The sequence below is a fragment of the Chryseobacterium aurantiacum genome (assembly GCF_003020585.1).
In the GTDB taxonomy this organism is placed as follows: domain Bacteria; phylum Bacteroidota; class Bacteroidia; order Flavobacteriales; family Weeksellaceae; genus Chryseobacterium; species Chryseobacterium aurantiacum.
Genome location: NZ_PXUE01000007.1, coordinates 104,111 through 122,185 on the forward strand (window position 1 = coordinate 104,111; position 18,075 = coordinate 122,185).

General features: G+C 37.5%; 18 protein-coding genes and 1 riboswitch. Of the genes, 6 read left to right on the plus strand and 12 right to left on the minus strand.

Going from position 1 to position 18,075, the window contains the following annotated elements; genetic code table 11:
- The first annotated feature begins 37 nt into the window (after positions 1 to 37).
- Positions 38 to 2,254: a TonB-dependent receptor domain-containing protein gene (locus tag C7D53_RS19045; RefSeq protein ID WP_106917990.1), complete on the plus strand. Its 2,217-nt coding sequence runs from the start codon at positions 38 to 40 to the stop codon at positions 2,252 to 2,254.
- An 86-nt stretch (positions 2,255 to 2,340) separates the two neighbouring features.
- Here the strand turns inward: C7D53_RS19045 and C7D53_RS19050 are convergent, their stop codons facing one another.
- The 12 genes from C7D53_RS19050 to C7D53_RS19105 form a co-directional block, all read right to left on the minus strand.
- Positions 2,341 to 3,051 carry a HesA/MoeB/ThiF family protein gene (locus C7D53_RS19050; RefSeq protein ID WP_106917991.1) on the minus strand — a complete coding sequence of 237 codons (711 nt, stop codon included), beginning with the start codon at positions 3,049 to 3,051 and terminating at the stop codon, positions 2,341 to 2,343.
- A gap of 28 nt (positions 3,052 to 3,079) precedes the next feature.
- Positions 3,080 to 4,198, minus strand: a complete 1,119-nt coding sequence (gene thiH, locus C7D53_RS19055; protein ID WP_106918104.1) for a 2-iminoacetate synthase ThiH — start codon at positions 4,196 to 4,198, stop codon at positions 3,080 to 3,082.
- 11 nt (positions 4,199 to 4,209) lie between these two features.
- Complete coding sequence (locus C7D53_RS19060; protein WP_106917992.1) at positions 4,210 to 4,986, minus strand: thiazole synthase; 777 nt, start codon at positions 4,984 to 4,986, stop codon at positions 4,210 to 4,212.
- Positions 4,979 to 5,599 (minus strand): thiamine phosphate synthase, encoded by a 621-nt coding sequence (locus tag C7D53_RS19065; protein ID WP_106917993.1) that lies wholly within the window; start codon positions 5,597 to 5,599, stop codon positions 4,979 to 4,981. Before C7D53_RS19065 ends, C7D53_RS19060 begins: the two co-directional genes overlap by 8 nt.
- A gap of 5 nt (positions 5,600 to 5,604) precedes the next feature.
- Positions 5,605 to 6,345, minus strand: coding sequence for a hydroxymethylpyrimidine/phosphomethylpyrimidine kinase (locus C7D53_RS19070; RefSeq protein ID WP_106917994.1), 741 nt, complete (start codon positions 6,343 to 6,345; stop codon positions 5,605 to 5,607).
- Positions 6,318 to 6,908 (minus strand): thiamine phosphate synthase, encoded by a 591-nt coding sequence (locus tag C7D53_RS19075; RefSeq protein ID WP_106917995.1) that lies wholly within the window; start codon positions 6,906 to 6,908, stop codon positions 6,318 to 6,320. The genes C7D53_RS19070 and C7D53_RS19075 overlap by 28 nt, the downstream gene beginning before the upstream one ends.
- Complete coding sequence (thiC, locus tag C7D53_RS19080) at positions 6,905 to 8,716, minus strand: phosphomethylpyrimidine synthase ThiC (protein ID WP_106917996.1); 1,812 nt, start codon at positions 8,714 to 8,716, stop codon at positions 6,905 to 6,907. The genes C7D53_RS19075 and thiC overlap by 4 nt, the downstream gene beginning before the upstream one ends.
- A 22-nt stretch (positions 8,717 to 8,738) precedes the next feature.
- Positions 8,739 to 8,945: a sulfur carrier protein ThiS gene (thiS, locus tag C7D53_RS19085; RefSeq protein ID WP_106917997.1), complete on the minus strand. Its 207-nt coding sequence runs from the start codon at positions 8,943 to 8,945 to the stop codon at positions 8,739 to 8,741.
- A gap of 57 nt (positions 8,946 to 9,002) precedes the next feature.
- Positions 9,003 to 9,099: riboswitch (TPP riboswitch) on the minus strand.
- A gap of 134 nt (positions 9,100 to 9,233) precedes the next feature.
- A complete protein-coding gene (locus C7D53_RS19090; RefSeq protein WP_106917998.1) occupies positions 9,234 to 9,911 on the minus strand; it encodes an RluA family pseudouridine synthase in 678 nt (225 codons plus the stop codon).
- 11 nt (positions 9,912 to 9,922) lie between these two features.
- Positions 9,923 to 10,237, minus strand: a complete 315-nt coding sequence (locus C7D53_RS19095; protein ID WP_106917999.1) for a hypothetical protein — start codon at positions 10,235 to 10,237, stop codon at positions 9,923 to 9,925.
- Positions 10,238 to 10,240: 3 nt separating this feature from the next.
- Positions 10,241 to 11,056, minus strand: coding sequence for a 3-methyl-2-oxobutanoate hydroxymethyltransferase (panB, locus tag C7D53_RS19100; protein WP_106918000.1), 816 nt, complete (start codon positions 11,054 to 11,056; stop codon positions 10,241 to 10,243).
- A 63-nt stretch (positions 11,057 to 11,119) separates the two neighbouring features.
- Positions 11,120 to 11,833, minus strand: coding sequence for a Crp/Fnr family transcriptional regulator (locus C7D53_RS19105; RefSeq protein WP_076356973.1), 714 nt, complete (start codon positions 11,831 to 11,833; stop codon positions 11,120 to 11,122).
- 88 nt (positions 11,834 to 11,921) lie between these two features.
- Here C7D53_RS19105 and C7D53_RS19110 point away from each other — a divergent pair, with 88 nt between their 5' ends.
- The 5 genes from C7D53_RS19110 to C7D53_RS19130 all read left to right on the plus strand — a co-directional run bounded on the left by C7D53_RS19110 (position 11,922) and on the right by C7D53_RS19130 (position 18,015).
- Positions 11,922 to 14,300 carry a heavy metal translocating P-type ATPase gene (locus C7D53_RS19110; RefSeq protein ID WP_106918001.1) on the plus strand — a complete coding sequence of 793 codons (2,379 nt, stop codon included), beginning with the start codon at positions 11,922 to 11,924 and terminating at the stop codon, positions 14,298 to 14,300.
- 109 nt (positions 14,301 to 14,409) lie between these two features.
- On the plus strand, positions 14,410 to 14,622 hold the full coding sequence (ccoS, locus tag C7D53_RS19115; protein WP_106918002.1) for a cbb3-type cytochrome oxidase assembly protein CcoS: 213 nt from the start codon (positions 14,410 to 14,412) through the stop codon (positions 14,620 to 14,622).
- 21 nt (positions 14,623 to 14,643) lie between these two features.
- Complete coding sequence (ccoN, locus tag C7D53_RS19120; protein WP_106918003.1) at positions 14,644 to 16,905, plus strand: cytochrome-c oxidase, cbb3-type subunit I; 2,262 nt, start codon at positions 14,644 to 14,646, stop codon at positions 16,903 to 16,905.
- A gap of 18 nt (positions 16,906 to 16,923) precedes the next feature.
- Positions 16,924 to 17,124, plus strand: coding sequence for a cbb3-type cytochrome oxidase subunit 3 (locus C7D53_RS19125; protein ID WP_027373015.1), 201 nt, complete (start codon positions 16,924 to 16,926; stop codon positions 17,122 to 17,124).
- 9 nt (positions 17,125 to 17,133) lie between these two features.
- Entirely contained in the window at positions 17,134 to 18,015 is an 882-nt protein-coding gene (locus tag C7D53_RS19130) for a cbb3-type cytochrome c oxidase N-terminal domain-containing protein (RefSeq protein WP_106918004.1), read from the plus strand.
- The last annotated feature ends 60 nt before the right edge of the window (positions 18,016 to 18,075 follow it).

An 18,075-nucleotide genomic window follows, 5' to 3' on the forward strand; every position in this document is an offset into this window, starting at 1 on the left:
ATTTTGTGCGTCTAACTGAATAGTTGTAAAAAACATTATGAAAAAAACTATATTCGCTTTATCGCTTATAACCTCTGTGTGCGCTTTCTCACAGGAAAAAAGCAATAATACAACCAATGAGAAACAAATTGAAGGGGTTGTTATCACCAAAACTAAAAAAGCCGTTGAACAAAAGGCAGACCGTACCATTTTCGACTTTTCTGAACAACCTCAGCTGAATAATGGAAATGTTCTGGAGGGATTGAAAAAACTGCCCGGGCTGGTAGCCACTGACCTTGCAGGAATGATGTATCAGGGAAAGATTCTGGATGTTTTCTTAAACGGAAGACCATTGAATATTACTTCCAATGATCTAAATGCCTTTCTTGAAGGAATGCCCGCTAACTCTGTGGATAGAATTGAGGTTATTACCCAGCCGGGAGCTGAGTTTCCTGCTACTTCAGGGGGTGCTATCATGAATATCATCACCAACAAAAATGCAAATAAATATTTAACAGCTACTTATTCTGGAAATTATACATTCACGAATTATGAGAAGTTCAGAAGCAGAACCACTAATTCCATTAATCTGAATGCCAGAAATAAGCTTTTCGGATGGCAGCTTAACGTAGGCCAAAACTACCGCGAAAGTATGCTGGACTCTCAACAGGAAAAAATACTGGATGCCAACTCAGACAGATTTGCCCGAGGTTATTTTGCAAAAGCAGGTGCTACCTTTGATCTTGGACAAGACAGGTTATTATTGAACTATGATATTTACCACAACAATAATGATAACTATACTCTAAGTAATGGTATCGCTAATATTCTTGTAAGCTCAAATCCTAATGTATACAAAGAGGGACTTTTTGATGCTTATGATGCAGCAAATACAAACAACGTAAGACAGGAAGCTGTTGTAACTTATCAAAAACGTTTCTCTGATAAGTCTCAAAAATTAGATTTCCAGTTTGGTTATACAAAATCCAACAGTAAGTTTGGGCAGGACAACTTTTACCAAAAAGGAAAATTCACGAGTGATAATCAAGATTTTAATTATTTCAGAGGCAACATCATCAACAATAAATCGGATATGAGAATCGCAAACCTTAAGGTAGATTATTCTCAGCCGATAAAACTTCTTGATGGTGGAAAAGTAAGTCTTGGAGGATTGTATGAAAGACAGGATTATGATACGGAGAGTTTTGGACTTACAAACCTTGAATATCAGAGACAAACTGCATCGACTTATCTAGAGTTTCAGGCTAAGCTGAAGAAATTTGACTTCACATTAGGGTCACGTTTTGAAAACTATGATATTTCCGGAGTGACAAGATATTTTGATAAGGATAACAAATTGGTTCAGGCTGACTTGCTTCCTTTTAATAAATTTAAGTTCTTTCCCAATGCCAGCATTCAGTATAACATGATGAATCAGGTATATGTAGCGGCTAATTATAACAAAAAGATCAGCTTACCTAGTATTTCTGCTCTAAACCCTAATAACACTACATTTGGTGGCCCCAATACTCAAATAACCGGTAACCCAAACCTACAGCCTACTATTTTTGACAATTATGAATTAAAGGTTTCTGCTTTTGATTATGCATTTATCGGCTATAGCGTAAGTTCAGCAACAAATCAGGTTGCGCAGATTGTTAGAAAAAACGGAAATAATCTATACAATCAGCAGGTTAATATATCCAACATGAAGATTCATAACTTCAATGTGGGACTTCCTATTCCGTTTATGCTTTTCAGTAAGCCATTGAGTGAGGTGATGAAATTTAATTTCAACCCTGATAAAATTAATTTCATGTATCTGTATGCGGGATATCAAAAGCATGAAATAGATAACCTCAACAATAAAGGTTTCTGGATATTCAACCTTATGACTCAATTGATTCTTCCAAAAGGGATCAACATGAATGTAAACTACAGTTATATAACGGCAAAAGGAGGTTACTTCTATTTTACCGCTGACAAACCATTTAATAACTCTTTAAATATTACATTGACTAAAAAGTTTATGGATAAGCGTCTAAGTGTTTCTGTATTTGCTAATGATATTTTCAACAGTCAGGTGATGCAGGCTTATTCTAATCTGCCAGCCAGTGAATCTGTGTTACTTAGAACCAAGTATGACTCAAGAAACTTTGGTATTTCGATCAATTATAAAATTCCTACCAAGAATAAATTGGCCAAGGAAGATGCAAGTATCTTAAACCAACCTAAGAAAGAAGATAATGGAGGCGTAATGCAGCAAGGGCAATAGATTTAAATGATAAAATAAACCAAAATGAGGCCGTAATAATTTTACGGCCTCATTTTTTATTTTGATTAATGACTGATGATATATGCTTAAAAATCTAGGGTTTGAAATCTCCAGTTCAGGGTATCAACAAGTGTGATCTGGTCTAAGGTTACAGGAAGATCTGTGATTATTTTCAAGACCTGAAGTGCCATCATACTTCCTATGATTCCCGGTAAGGCCCCAAGAACGCCCAAACTATCACAATCCGGAGCATCTTCATCCAAGGGTGGTTCAGGAAAAAGATCTCTCAAATTTTTGCTTCCTTGATGATTGAAGACTGCCATTTGTCCGGAAAATCCTAAAATACTTCCGTAGACCAATGTTTTTTGCAATGTTACACAAGTGTCATTAACTAGATATCTTGTTGAAAAATTATCTGATCCATCTACAATAACATCATATTGAGAGAGTATCTCTGAAGCGTTAGTTGGATTAATTTTCTCTTCAATACCTATCACTTTTACTTGTTGATTAAGGTTTTTTACAAAAGTTTCTGCGCTTTTCACCTTCAGTATTCCCACTCCATTCTCATTATGGATGGTTTGACGGTTCAGGTTATGAAGCTCTACATGGTCAAAGTCAGCAAGTCCTAAAGTTCCAACCCCCGCAGCTGCTAAATATTGAATCACGGGACTTCCCAATCCGCCTGCTCCTATAACAAGAACTTTTGAAGCCATTATTTTCCTTTGTCCCTCCAGCCCTATTTCATCAATAAAAATCTGCCGGCTATACCTTTTAAAAATATCTTCGCTTTGCATTTTGAATATTATCGTTGAATCTTTAGGTTTAAAATCCACTGTAAACGGAATCCCAATCTTTCATTACAGCATCATAGCCGGATTTTTTAATCATATTCCTAATCTCCTCCATGCTTCGTTCATCACTGGTTTCAAATTGTTCCAGAGATTCTTTATCCACAGAGTATCCACCCGGATTGGTTTTTGAACCGGCACTCATTGCTGTAGCGCCAAGTGATACAATATGATTTCGAAATACCTCATTTTCTCTTGTAGATATTGATATTTCAAGATCTTCATTCCAAATTCTGTAGGCACAGATCAATTGCAGTAAGTCTTTATCTTCCATGATAAAATTAGGTTCAATAATTCCTTCTGCCGGCCTAAGTCTTGGAAAGGATACCGAAAACTTGCTTTTCCAGTATTGCTTCTGGAGATAATCAATGTGAAGAGCATTGAAAAAGCTATCCACACGCCAATCTTCCAATCCAAGCAAAACACCTAAGCCCATTTTATGAATTCCCGCTCTCCCAATTCTGTCAGGAGTATCCAGGCGAAAATGAAAGTTTGATTTTTTACCCTTTGGATGGTATTCTTTATATACTTCCTGATGATAGGTTTCCTGATATACCAATACGGAATGTACTCCCTCTTCATGAAGAAGTCTGTACTCTTCTTCTTCCAAAGGCTGAACTTCAATGGAAATATTGGAAAAAAGAGGTCTTAATAAACGAACAGCATTCTTAAAGTAAGGAACCCCCACTATTTTATTGGCTTCTCCACTCACCAGCAAAACATGATTAACGCTCATTGACTTCAAAACGGAGGCTTCAATCATTAATTCCGAATCGGTAAGGGTTTTTCTCCTTAAATTATTATCCAAACTGAAACCGCAATAGGTACAAATGTTCTGACATTCATTGCTGAGGTACAATGGAGCATATAACTGGATGGTTTTTCCGAAGCGTTTTTGGGTAAGAGATCGAGTCATCTTTGCCATGAGTTCCAATTCCTGTGAGGCAGCCGGAGAAAGCAGAATCAGAAAATCGTCCAATGTTTTATTCTTTTTCTGAAGACTGTTCTGAACATCAGATATACTTACCTTTTCAAGTCTAGCTTTTACCTCATCCCACTGGTATTGTTCAAAAACATCTTTAAAGCTATTCATCATGTTAATTTTTATTCAAATAAAAACGAGGTTAATGGGCTGGAAGCTTCTGCATGGTTAGCTATGGCTCCTAACCCTGACTCAAATGCTCTTCTTCCTGCAATGACTCCTTCTTTAAAGGCAACAGCCATATTCACGGGGTTTCTGGCAACTGCAATTGCTGTATTGACAAGAACTGCATCAGCCCCCATTTCCATTGCTTTGGCGGCATCAGAGGGCGCTCCAATTCCTGCATCTACTACTACCGGAACTTTACTTTGGCTGATGATAATCTCTAAAAAGTCTAATGTCCTTAATCCTTTATTGGTTCCTATGGGTGCTCCCAAAGGCATTACCACGGCAGTTCCTGCATCTTCTAAGCGTTTACACAAAACCGGATCTGCATGAATGTAAGGCATTACCACAAATCCAAGCTTTGCCAATTCTTCCGTTGCATAAAGGGTTTCAATAGGGTCTGGCAATAAATATTTCGGGTCTGGATGAATCTCAAGCTTAACCCAGTTGGTTTCCAGGGCTTCTCTTGCCAATTGTGCTGCCAATACGGCTTCTTTAGCTGTTCTTGCTCCTGAGGTATTGGGTAAAAGATGAACTTTTGTATCTCTTAATGAGTCCAGAAGATCGTCTTCAGCGGACTGGGCATCGATTCTTTTCAAGGCCATCGTTACCATATCGGTTTCTGATGCAACGACGGATGCAGCCATATCCACAAGGCTTCCGAACTTTCCTGTCCCTAAAAACAGTCTTGATTCAAAGGTTCTGTCTGCTATTATTAATTTTTGATTATGCATATATCATTGCTTTTTTAAATTCATTAATGATGGAGGGCTGAGTCGTAATATGCCCTGAAACAGCTACTCCATAAATTCCAATCTGCTGTAGACGGGTAATATCTTCAAGGGCAACACCTCCAATGGCAAATATCTTGGGGATTTCTGTTAATTTTTCCTGCAAATGGTTAATAATTTCCTGATATCCCTCAAATCCCAGAATAGGACTGAGTTTTTCCTTAGTAGAGGTAAACCTCAAGGGTCCTAAGCCTATGTAATCACATGATTCGTTTATTCTTTGGAGTACGTCAGAAAGTGTATTAGCTGTTCCGCCAATAATTTTATTTCCTCCTAAAATAAGCCTTGCTTCTTCAATAGAACCGTCATTCAATCCTAAATGAACACCGTCAGCCTCTATATTTTTTGCCAACTGAACATGATCATTGATGATACAAACTGCCTGATATTCTGAACAAAGTTGTTTTGATATTTCGCAAAGACTGATTAATTCATTTTCAGGGGCATTTTTCCAACGGGTCTGTACCCATTTTATTCCGTTATCCAAAGCTTTACGAATATTGAATTCCTGCTCCTGAAACGTATTTCCCTGTGATATGTATTGTAGTTTTTCCATAGTTACTATGCATGTATTCCCAGTAAAGAGGGACTGCTTTTTAAAAATTTTTCGATATATAATTTTCCTTTTCTACAGGCAGTTTCCAGATTTTCACCTTTAGCCAGCTCTCCTGCAATTGCTGAAGACAAAACGCATCCTGATCCATGTTTTGGATGGTATACAAAATCTCCGTTGCTTGGTGCCAGCAAGGTTTCAATTCCGTCTTCAACTAAAACATCCGTTCCTAAAAGGTCTTCCCTATGTCCTCCTTTGATAAGCACTGAACATGCACTTTCTTTTGACAGAAGATCATTATCCTTTAAAACACTGTATTCATTATAGTTAGGCGTAATTAAACTGATCTCGTCTACTCTGTTTTTCAACAAGGAAAGTGTTTTAAGGTTGAAAAAAGTAAATTCTGACGTGCTCTTCAATACAGGATCCCAAACAATTTTAGCATCAGCACGACAAGCCTTAACTGTGTTGATAATTTCAATCAGAAATTCAGCATCCTTTACAATTCCAATTTTCACAACGGAAACCGGATAATGGCTCATCAATACATTAATTTCCCTGACAATCTCATCTATGGATCTCCATTCCAGACTAAGACATTGAGAATCCGTCTGTAAGGTAAGGGCCGTACATATTCCCAATCCCATTACTTTTATTTGTTCCAGCGTTTTAATATCTGACAACAAACCGGCTCCTCCACTTGGATCAAAACCAGCAATGCTTATAACGAAGGGATATTCTTTCTGCATTCTTTAAAAACTTTTAAGGGTTCGTTACTTTCCCAAATTGCTCCTAATAAAGCCACTCCGTCTACTCCAGCCTCAAAAGCTTCGTGAATATGATCAGCATCAATTCCTCCCAGGCCAACCAATTTTACCTCCGGATTATTTCTTTGCCTTACACTATCCATTATCGTTGAATCAGCACCGTATCCTTTTTTGGAAATACTCGGAAAGAATGGACTTATAAAGGCGTATTCCCATTCTTTTTCCAACATATTATAGGCTGTAATGTCATGCACAGAGGTTGAAATAATATTTTCAGTCATCCATGTCTTGTACTTGCCTTGCCTTCGATCCTCTTCTCTAAAATGAAATCTGGAAATATTGTAATCTTTTCCAACCTCATAATGAGTATGCAAAATCAATTGAGGATAAAAAGAGTCATCAATACTGTTTATAAAACCGTTCACTTCTTCTCTATTGATCCAAGGTTTTCTGATATGAAGCAAATCCAGACCCTCATGAAACATTTGATTAATAATCTCAGGTTCATTAGGAATTATTGTTTCAGGAGTGATAACGAGGATCATATATAAATTTCCTTTCCTTTTTCTATAAACTCTTGTGATTTATCCAGCATTCCCTGTTCTGCAGATTCACGAATTTCCTGTGTAATCTTCATGGAGCAGAATTTGGGTCCGCACATAGAACAGAAATGGGCAATTTTTGCTCCGTCAGCAGGAAGGGTTTCATCATGATAAGATCTTGCCGTATCGGGATCTAGTGAAAGGTTGAACTGATCTTCCCATCTGAATTCAAATCTGGCTTTACTTAATGCATTATCTCTATATTGTGATCCGGGATGTCCTTTTGCCAAATCTGCTGCGTGGGCTGCTAACTTATAGGTAATTACCCCTACTTTTACATCATCTTTATTGGGAAGCCCTAAGTGTTCTTTAGGGGTTACATAGCAAAGCATTGCACATCCGAACCATCCTATCATTGCGGCTCCAATTCCAGATGTAATATGATCATAACCCGGCGCAATATCTGTAGTTAAGGGACCTAAGGTATAAAATGGAGCTTCCTGGCATTCTTCCAATTGCTTTTCCATATTTTCCTTGATCATGTGCATGGGAACGTGTCCCGGACCTTCAATCATGACCTGTATATTATGTTTCCATGCAATTTTTGTAAGCTCACCTAAGGTTTCCAGCTCTGCAAACTGAGCGGCATCATTGGCATCAGCAATAGAACCAGGACGAAGACCATCTCCCAGAGAAAAAGCTACATCATACTTCTTCATGATCTCGCAAATCTCTTCGAAATGAGTATATAAAAAGCTTTCTTTATGATGGAAAAGACACCATTTTGCCATAATGGATCCTCCTCGGGAGACAATTCCAGTTACTCTGTTTGCTGTTAAATGAATATATCGTAACAAAACTCCGGCATGGATTGTAAAATAAGACACTCCCTGCTCTGCCTGCTCTATTAATGTATCTCTAAAAACTTCCCACGTAAGGTCTTCCGGCACTCCTTTTACCTTTTCCAATGCCTGATAAATGGGAACTGTACCAATGGGAACCGGACTGTTTCTGATGATCCACTCTCTTGTTTCATGAATATTCTTTCCTGTTGAAAGATCCATAATGGTATCTGCTCCCCATCGGCATGCCCAAACTGCTTTCTCCACTTCTTCGTCAATACTTGATGAAACAGCACTATTCCCGATATTGGCATTGATTTTCACTAAAAAGTTTCGCCCGATAATCATAGGTTCGCTTTCCGGATGGTTGATGTTATTTGGGATAATAGCTCTACCGGCCGCAATTTCGTCTCTTACAAACTCTGGAGTAATCTTATTCTTGGGAGTGTTGGCTCCAAAACTATTTCCGGCATGTTGAAAAGACATTTCTTTTGAAACGGTTTCCAGTTGTTCTATACGCTGGTTCTCTCTGATGGCTACATATTCCATTTCAGGGGTAATAATTCCCTGTTTTGCATAGTAAAGCTGGGTTAGCTCTTTTCCTTCCTGTGCCACCTTAGGTTTATGATCATAGGCAAAACGTAATTCGTCAAGCTTTGTATCTGCCAGGCGAGCTTTTCCGTATTCTGATGTAATTCCGTCCAGAATATTAACATCTTTTCTATCCAGAATCCATTGTTCTCTGATTCTTGGAAGACCTTTTTGAATATCAATTTCTGCATTTTCGTCAGTATAAGGCCCTGAAGTATCATAAACCGTTACCGGAGCATTTTCTTCAAAACCGCCCTTGCTAAGCTTTGTAGGGCTAAGCTGTATTTCGCGCATTGCTACATTGATAGGATGAATTTTTCCTTCAACATAAATTTTCTTTGAGTTCGGAAATGGCGAACACGTAATTGAATGAGCCATAAATATTGGTATTAAATATGAATTAACCGCCCTGAGTGGCAGTAATGATTAAAACTGAATCTTGATCCTTAAGAAATGTTTCTGCCCAGGCGGACAGCGGAATGATACGATTGTTGAGGGCTACAGCAATACCTTGCTTTTTTCCGGGTAATTCCATAGCCAATAGTGCTTCCAGGTTTTCAGGAAGTACATTAAATGTTTTTCGGGTGTGGTTGATTATAAGTTCCATTCCTAATATTTTAAATATACTTTAGGAATGGCCATTATTGTACAATAGAATGTACAGTAAAAGTCACCTACTTTTCCCTACGCTGGTATGATCCAGATCAGGTTCAAAGGGTAAAGTCTCAGTCTGTAAATAACAGACACCCCTAAAGTATGGGGCGAAGTTAGTTATTTTTTCAGAATAGGCAAAATTGATTTTTTCAAATAATAAACCACCCCGAAATAGAGGTGGTTTGTTTATTAGTAAAGAACACACTTATACAAAGGTTTGTATCCGTATGTCATAACGCTTTTATTCTTCACAAGCCCTCCAGATCGCATCATTTTGAGGAACGGGAGCTATAATTTCAATGTTTTCTTTTGTGACAGGATGAATAAATTCCAATTTTCTGGCATGAAGATTAATTCCTCCATCCGGATTGGAACGCGGAGATCCGTATTTAAGATCTCCTTTAATCGGAACTCCTGTTTTGGATAATTGAGCCCTGATCTGATGATGTCTTCCTGTTTCAAGATCAATTTCAAGAAGCAAATAATTATCCAGCGTCTTTATCACATTATAAGTAAGAATAGCTTCCTTTGCTCCTTCTGTAACCTTAGGAAAAACGATAGCTTTATTGTTCTTTTCGTTTTTCTTTAAATAATGAACCAATCTCTGAGTCTGGGGGATCATTTCTTTTCCTACAACTGCCCAATAGGTCTTTTTAACCTCACGGTTTTTCACCATTTGAGTAAGACGTGAAAGTGCCTTGGAAGTTTTAGCATAAATTACCAGCCCTGAAGTGGGGCGGTCTATACGATGAACTAAACCGAGAAAAACATTTCCCGGTTTAGCATCTCTTATTTTTATAAAATTCTTTATTAATTCTAATAGTGATTCATCACCGGTCTTGTCACCCTGTACAAGCTGGCCGACTTTTTTATTAACCACCAGAAGATGATTGTCCTCATATACAATTTGCTCCTTCATAACTCTTCAGTCTATCTTCTTCTATTAGACAAGGAAAGGATAATACCTCCCAAAAGACCAATAGTTTTCAGTGCAGAAAGTTTTGAATCTTCCGGCAAAAATGCTCCCACTACACAAATCCCTGCTGCTGCATACATGGCATACATAAAGTTTTTGTTTGTAAGCAAAGGTGCCTGAACAAAGAAACTTGCTCCTATCAGAACATAAAAAACTTTTCTGGAAAGTAAATGATTAACCTCCGGAGAAAATAAATTAAACCAACCTACAGCAAGACAGATTAGGGCTCCAATGGATAACATCCCCTGGATGGATTGTTGATTCTGCATAAATTAGTAGCTTTCGTTTTCGTTTGGAAATTCAACAGTTTTTACATCCTTTACGTACTGAGCAACCGCTCCTGTAATTTCTGTGTAAAGATCAAGATATCTTCTTAGGAACTTTGGACTGAATCCTTTATTCATCCCCACCATATCATGATATACCAAAACCTGCCCGTCACAATCTGCACCAGCTCCAATTCCAATGGTAGGAATAGAGATGCTTTCTGTTACTCTTTTGGCAAGTTCTGCAGGAATTTTCTCCAGTACAACAGAAAAACAACCCAATTCTTCTAAAAGTTGTGCATCAGCGATCAGCTTTTCAGCCTCTGCCTCTTCTTTAGCTCTTACTTTATAGGTTCCGAATTTGTAAATAGACTGTGGTGTTAATCCCAAGTGCCCCATTACAGGGATTCCGGCGTTGATAATTTTTTTGATTGATTTTGAAATTTCCTTTCCCCCTTCAATCTTTACCGCATGAGCACCTCCTTCTTTCATCATTCTTACTGCAGACTCCAATGCTTTTTCAGGATTACTCTGATAAGTTCCGAAAGGTAAGTCTGCCACAACCAAAGCTCTGTCAGTTCCTCTTACCACACTTTGAGCATGATAGATCATCTGATCCAGTGTAATAGGCAATGTAGTTTCAAAACCAGCCATTACATTTGCAGCAGAATCTCCAATCAAAATAGCATCTACCCCACCTGCATCTACCATTTTTGCTGTGGTAAAATCATAGGCTGTAAGCATTGTTATTTTTTCCTTGTCGAATTTCATTTTACGCAAGGTTTCAGTCGTAACTTTTTTAATTTCAGAGTGAACAGACATAATTTATCTATTTTTTAAAAGTTAAAAAGTCGGCCTTTGGCCGACTTAAGTTTTGTATGATTTTTATAAAACTACGTGACCGAGTTTCATGAGTTTATCGTGATTTAGAATCTTGATATTTCTTCCGTCTACTTCAATCAGGCTATCCTGTTTGAATTCGGAGATTAATCGAATGGCACTTTCAGTAGCAGTACCAATAATGTTTGCAATTTCCTCTCTTGTTAAAGAGATTTTGATAAAGCCCTCAGGATCTACTCCCAGCTTCTGTTCCAAAAGCAGTAATATTTCCGCCAGTCTTTCTCTTACCGTTTTCTGGGCAAGGAAAGTAATGGTGTTAGAAGATTCTCCTAATTCGTATGAAATTTTTTGAAGCATTACGAAAGATAATTGTGGATCTACTTCCAAAAGATACATGAAAATATCTGCTGGTAAGAAAACACACTCTATATCTGTCATTGCTTCTGCTTTGGCTTGGAAATTTTCCCCGCAAAGCAAAGAACGATAGCCGATGATATCCCCCTCTTTGATAAATCTTAAAATCTGATCTTTCCCAAAAGCCCCTGATTTTGAAAGTTTGGCAGCCCCTTTTTCCAGAACAAAAACGCCTCTTGGAGTTTCTCCATCCTCGAAGATGGTATCATGTTTCTGAAAACTCAGTCTTTTTTTGCCATTAATGTATTTCTCAAAATCTGCGCTAGAAAGTCTTTCCTTAAATGATTTATCATTAAAAACTCTGGCGAACCTCTCTTCAATTGCTATCTGTTGTTCCTGCGGCATTTTATATGATATTTATCACAAAAATAGAACTTTTTAACGCGATAAACAAAAAAAATTGTTATAATTTTGTAGTTCAATATTTTATGGGGTGAGCGAGAACTGTTTTCATTGTGGTCAAGAGATAGAAAAAGAGAGAATTCTGTTTGATGAAAGGACTTTCTGCTGCAATGGCTGCAAGTCTGTTTATGAAATCCTGAATACGAACAATTTAAGTAATTTCTACGAACTTAATAAAGGGGCAGGAATTCGTCCGGGTGATGAAAACTCTACCCAGTTCGATTATCTGGATACTCCGGAAATTTTCGATAAGGTAACTGATTTCTCTGAAGGAAACACCAGTCTTGTCACATTCAAAATCCCCGTAATCCACTGCTCTTCTTGTATTTGGCTATTAGAAAGCCTTCATACGCTGAATCCTTATATTAAGTATTCACAAGTTAACTTTACAAGAAAGACCCTACAAATCTCATTCAATCATAACGACTTAAAATTAAGCGAACTAGCTAATTTTCTAACCAATTTAGGATACAGACCTGTTATCAGTCTTGAAACCGCTGAGAAAAATGTAGACCACCTGGACAAATCTCTTCTTGTAAAATTTGCCATCGCAGGTTTTGCATTCGGAAACGGAATGTTTTTGGCATTTCCTGAATATGTGGGAGGAGAAGATTATTGGATGGAGCATTATAAAGGACTCTTCAGAGTACTGATGTTCTTACTGGCATGTCCTGTTGTCTTTTATTCCGCTTCAGATTATTACAAGTCTGCATGGTACGGATTAAAAAACAAGATCGTTAATATTGATGTCCCTATTGTATTGGGAATATTTGTTCTTTTTGGAAGAAGTATCTATGAAGTGGCTACAGATTATGGTCCCGGATATTTTGACACCCTTTGTGGACTGTTATTTTTCATGCTGATGGGTAAACTTTTCCAGAAAAGAACCTATAGTGCACTTTCTTACGACAGGGATTACAAATCTTTTTACCCTATTGCGGTAACCAAAGTAGACTTTGACGGAAAGCAGGAAAACATTCTTCTTTCTGAAATAAAAGTTGGAGACAGAATCTTGGTTAGAAACCAGGAAATCATACCGGTAGATGCTATTCTTATCAACGGAGAGGGAAATATTGACAACAGCTTTATTACCGGAGAAAGCGAAAGTATCAGCAAACAGCCGGGAGACAAAATTTTCGCAGGAGGTAAACAAGTAGGATCATCACTAGAGCTTGAAGTTATCAAAGATGTAGATCAGAGTTACCTTACTCAACTTTGGAACAAGGAAGCCTTTAAAAAGCATGAGACAGGTCTTGATACCCTTACTAACAACATCAGCAAGTATTTCACATTCATCATTTTAGGCATTGCACTTGTTTCCGGAATTTATTGGGCATTTATTGATTTAGAAAAAATGTTCCAGGTAATTTCTGCCATTCTGATTATCGCATGCCCTTGTGCCCTTGCACTGTCTGCACCGTTCACTTTCGGACACATTATGAGGATCTTAGGTCGAAATAAATTCTACGTAAAAGATACCTTAACAATTGAAAAAATCGCCAAATTAGACACCATTGTTTTTGATAAAACAGGGACTATTACTCACAGAAAAAAATCAAGTATCAAATATAATGGCACCGAGATTCAGGAGTTTGATTTGCTTAATATCAAAACATTACTGAAAAACTCAAACCACCCTCTTTCAAAATCCCTTTATGAATTCATAGAGGTAAATGACGATTACTTTACGGTAGAGAATTTTCAGGAAATCTCCGGAAAGGGTTATGAAGCGAGCATAAGAGGAAATATTTACAAAATAGGTTCTGCCCGTTATAACAATCAGGAGCCAAAGAATCTTGAAACAGCTGTTTATATCAGCAAAAATGATCAGTTTTTAGGAAAATTCATCTTCAAAAATGAATACCGCCCTAAACTTAAAGATCTGTTTAAAAAACTTACCCATTACAAAATATTTATCCTGAGTGGTGACAACTCCTCAGAAGAAGTTCAACTTAAGGAACTCATTCCTAACTATAAAGGAATGGCCTTTAACCAAAGTCCAGAAGACAAACTGAATTACATCAAAAATCTTCAGGACCAGAACATGAAAGTAGCCATGCTAGGTGACGGTTTGAATGACGCTGGAGCCTTAAAACAGAGCAATGTAGGTATTGCCATAGCAGATGATACCAACAGCTTTACCCCCTCTTCTGACGTTATCATGAATGGAGAAAAAGTAGTCACTCTGGACAATTACCTGAATGTCTGCAAGGGCTCTATCACGATTGTGAAAATGACATTTATAATCAGTTTTCTTTATAATATTGTTGGGTTAAGTTACGCTGTTACAGGGCACATGCATCCGCTTTTTGCGGCAATCATCATGCCAGTTAGTTCTATCACGGTAGTTACCTTCACCACAGTTTCGACTTGGATACTGGGTCGCAAACACTTCAAAAAACAGGCTTAAACGCCCTTATTTAGACTGATTTTAAATTAGCTGAAATCGGCATTTCGTGATGAATGTCATTATTTTTCACTAAATTTGAACCCCGAAAATAGGTTAATTTTGTTGTCCAATGGATATTCTATATTTAATGATCGTCTGCAGTGTTTCTTTAGCTGCCATTTTCTTGGTCGTATTTATAGTGTATGCCAGAAAAGGACAGTTTGAAGATGATGAATCTCCAGCTGTCAGAATCCTTTTTGATGATGAAAGAGTCAAAGAAAAAGATGAAAATGGCGACAATGATAAAGACGAAAAAGAGATAGGAGAAAATAATAAAAATTGAGAAAAATAGTGAATAGTTGATATGGAAACACAAAAGTTTAGTTATGACAATAGTATTGTCCGTGCGTTCCTCTATGCGACCATCATCTTTGGTTTCATAGGATTTACGTTCGGGCTTACGGCGGCATTAATGCTTTTCTACCCGGAATTACCGGAATTCTTATTCGGTACAGATGATACAACCATTAGTAGTTTATCATCAGGTAACATTCAAGGGTTAATAAACACTCATGGGGCATTTGGTTTTGGTAGAATCAGGATGTTGCACACCAACACCGTGATCTTTGCGTTCGTGTGTAATATTGTTTATGTTGGAGTGTATTACTCTACGCAAAGATTATTAAAAACAAGAATGTATAGTGATACATTATCTTGGATCCATTTTTGGACTTGGCAGTTTATGATCGTAGCTACGTTCATTACATTCTTTATGGGGATCAATACCTCTAAGGAATATGCTGAGCATGAATGGCCAATTGATATCTTAATTGCTATATCTTGGATCATTTTCGGGGTTAATATGATTCTAACCATTTCAAAAAGAAGAGTAAGACACCTTTATGTAGCCATTTGGTTCTATCTTGGTACTTGGGTTGCAGTAGCAATGCTTCATATCTTCAACAATCTTGAAGTTCCATTATCTTTCACTGGCTGGAAATCTTATTCTGCATATGCAGGAGCAAAAGATGCCATTGTACAATGGTGGTATGGTCACAATGCGGTAGCATTCGTTTTGACAACTCCGGTTTTAGGTTTAATGTATTATTTCTTACCAAAGGCTGCAGACAGACCTGTATTTTCATATAAACTGTCTATTATTCACTTTTGGTCACTAATTTTTGTATATATCTGGGCTGGTCCTCACCACCTTCAGTATACAGCTCTTCCGGCATGGGCACAGGCAGTAGGAACAGGTTTCTCTATTATGCTTATTGCACCGTCTTGGGGAGGAATGTTAAATGGTCTTCTTACCTTAAGAGGAGCTTGGGATAAAGTAAGAGAAAATCCTATCCTTAAGTTCTTCGTAGTAGCTGTTACTTGTTATGGTATGGCAACGTTTGAAGGACCGCTTTTAGCAACTAAAAACATCAACAAAATTGGTCACTTTACTGACTGGGTTATCGGTCACGTACACTTAGGAGCTCTTGGATGGAATGGTTTCATGGCATTCGGGGTTATCTATTACCTGGTACCAATTATGTGGAGAACAAAAATGTGGTCTGTAAAATTAGCTAACTGGCATTTCTGGTTAGGGACATTAGGAATTATTTTCTATGCAGTACCAATGTATATTTCTGGATTCACACAAGGATTAATGTGGAAGCAGTTCAACCCAGACGGAACCCTATTATGGAAAAACTGGTTAGATACTGTAACGGCTATTATTCCTTACTTTAAAATGAGATTCTTAGGTGGTATCTTCTATATTTCAGGAGCTATCCTAATGATTGTAAACGTTATTGCTACGGTAAGACAAGGTTCATTCCAAAAAGAAGTTCCTGCAGAAGCACCAGCTTTAGCTAACATCGGAAACAAACGTAAAGAAGGAGAAGGATTCCACCTTTGGTTGGAAAGAATGCCAATGCTTTTAACAGTATTATCATTATTTACAATTTCAATTGGAAGTATGGTAGAAATTATCCCTACCCTATCTCTTAAGAAAAGTGTACCTACTATATCTGCAGTAAAACCTTATTCTCCACTTGAACTAGAGGGTAGAGATATCTATATTCGTGAAGGTTGTAACGCTTGTCACTCTCAAATGATCAGACCGTTCAGAGATGAGATTACAAGATTCAACGGTAAAAACGGACAATACTCCAAGGCAGGAGAATTTATATATGACAGACCATTCCTATGGGGTTCTAAAAGAACAGGACCGGATTTACATAGAGAAGGGGGTAAAAACCCAAGTTCTTGGCACTACAAACACATGTACAACCCAAGATCTACTTCTGCAGGTTCCATCATGCCTCGTTACCCTTGGTTGATCGCTACTGACCTAGACAGATCTAAAATGGTAGATAAAATGAAGCTGATGAAGAATACATTTGATGTACCTTATACAAAGGCTCAAATTGATTCTGCAGACAAATGGGCCAACAACCAATCGGCAAAAATTGTAAAAGATATCTTCTCTGAAGCAAATGACTTGAAAGAGGCATATGCTAAGAGACCTCAGGGAGAATTAGAGAAAAAAGAAATTGTAGCTCTTATTTCTTATCTTCAGAGACTGGGAACTGATATTAAGACAACTGAAATCAAAACAGCAAGTAATAACTAAAAACATTAAAAGGTTCATATGATTCCTCAGAACTTTAAAGATATATTATCCAATACTGAAAATGCTGGGTTTTACCAGACTCTGGCTCTGATTTTCTTTATGCTGTTCTTCGTAGCTTTGATAATCTATGTTTTTAGCAAGCCTAAAAAATATTACAAAGAAGAAGAAGAAGCACCACTTGGGGATGATGAAGATGACGATTTTAATTTAAAAAATTAAACTATTTTTATGAAACAAAGAACACCTGTTATCGTAAACATCTTAATAATAATCGGACTTTTAATCGTTTTTTATTATTTGTTTGTACAGAGCTACGCGTTCCTAGCTTCGCCTTACTTCTGGGGAACTGTTGTAATTGCTGGTATTCTAGCATACATCCACAGTGCTATTGGAGATTTGATTGAAAACAACAAATTCAAAACTTTATCTCCGGAAGAAAAAGCAGCTTATTTAGCTGAGAAGAAGATTCCTTTCTTAAAAAGAATGTACGATGCTGCATTCAAGAAGCAATCTGCTTCTGAAGAAAAAGATATCCTTATCGACCACGGTTTCGATGGTATCATGGAATTGGATAACCAGTTACCAAAATGGTGGGTAGGTTTATTCTATTTTGGGACTGCTTTTTGTATTGTATACATTGCAGCTTATTCTTTCACAGACTTCGCTCATCCATTAAGCGAATATGAAAAAGAATACAAGGAGCAAATGGCAAGCATTGCGAAGTATGAAAGCGAGCAGCCTCCTGTAACCATTGAAACGGCTAAGTATTCAGCTGACAACATTGCAGAAGGTAAAGAATTATTTAAAACTAACTGTGCATCTTGTCACAAAGAAGACGGTAGTGGAGGTATTGGACCCAACCTTACTGATAACTACTGGATCAATATGCCAGAGAAGACTTTATTCAAAAATGTATTCCATATGGACTGGAATGGTTCTCCTACTAACCCTGCGATGAGAGCATTTGGTAAAAACGGAGAGGTTTCAGGAGCTGAAATTGAAAAGATTGCAGCTTATGTATACCACATCAACCAGGAAGTAGCACCAGTGACTCAGGCTCAGGGAGGAGCAGCTCCTCAAGGAACTGAAGCACATTGGGAAAAAGAATAATTTAGAAAATTAGAAACATATGAAAAAAACATAATTTGTTATTAGATTAAAAAATAGTAA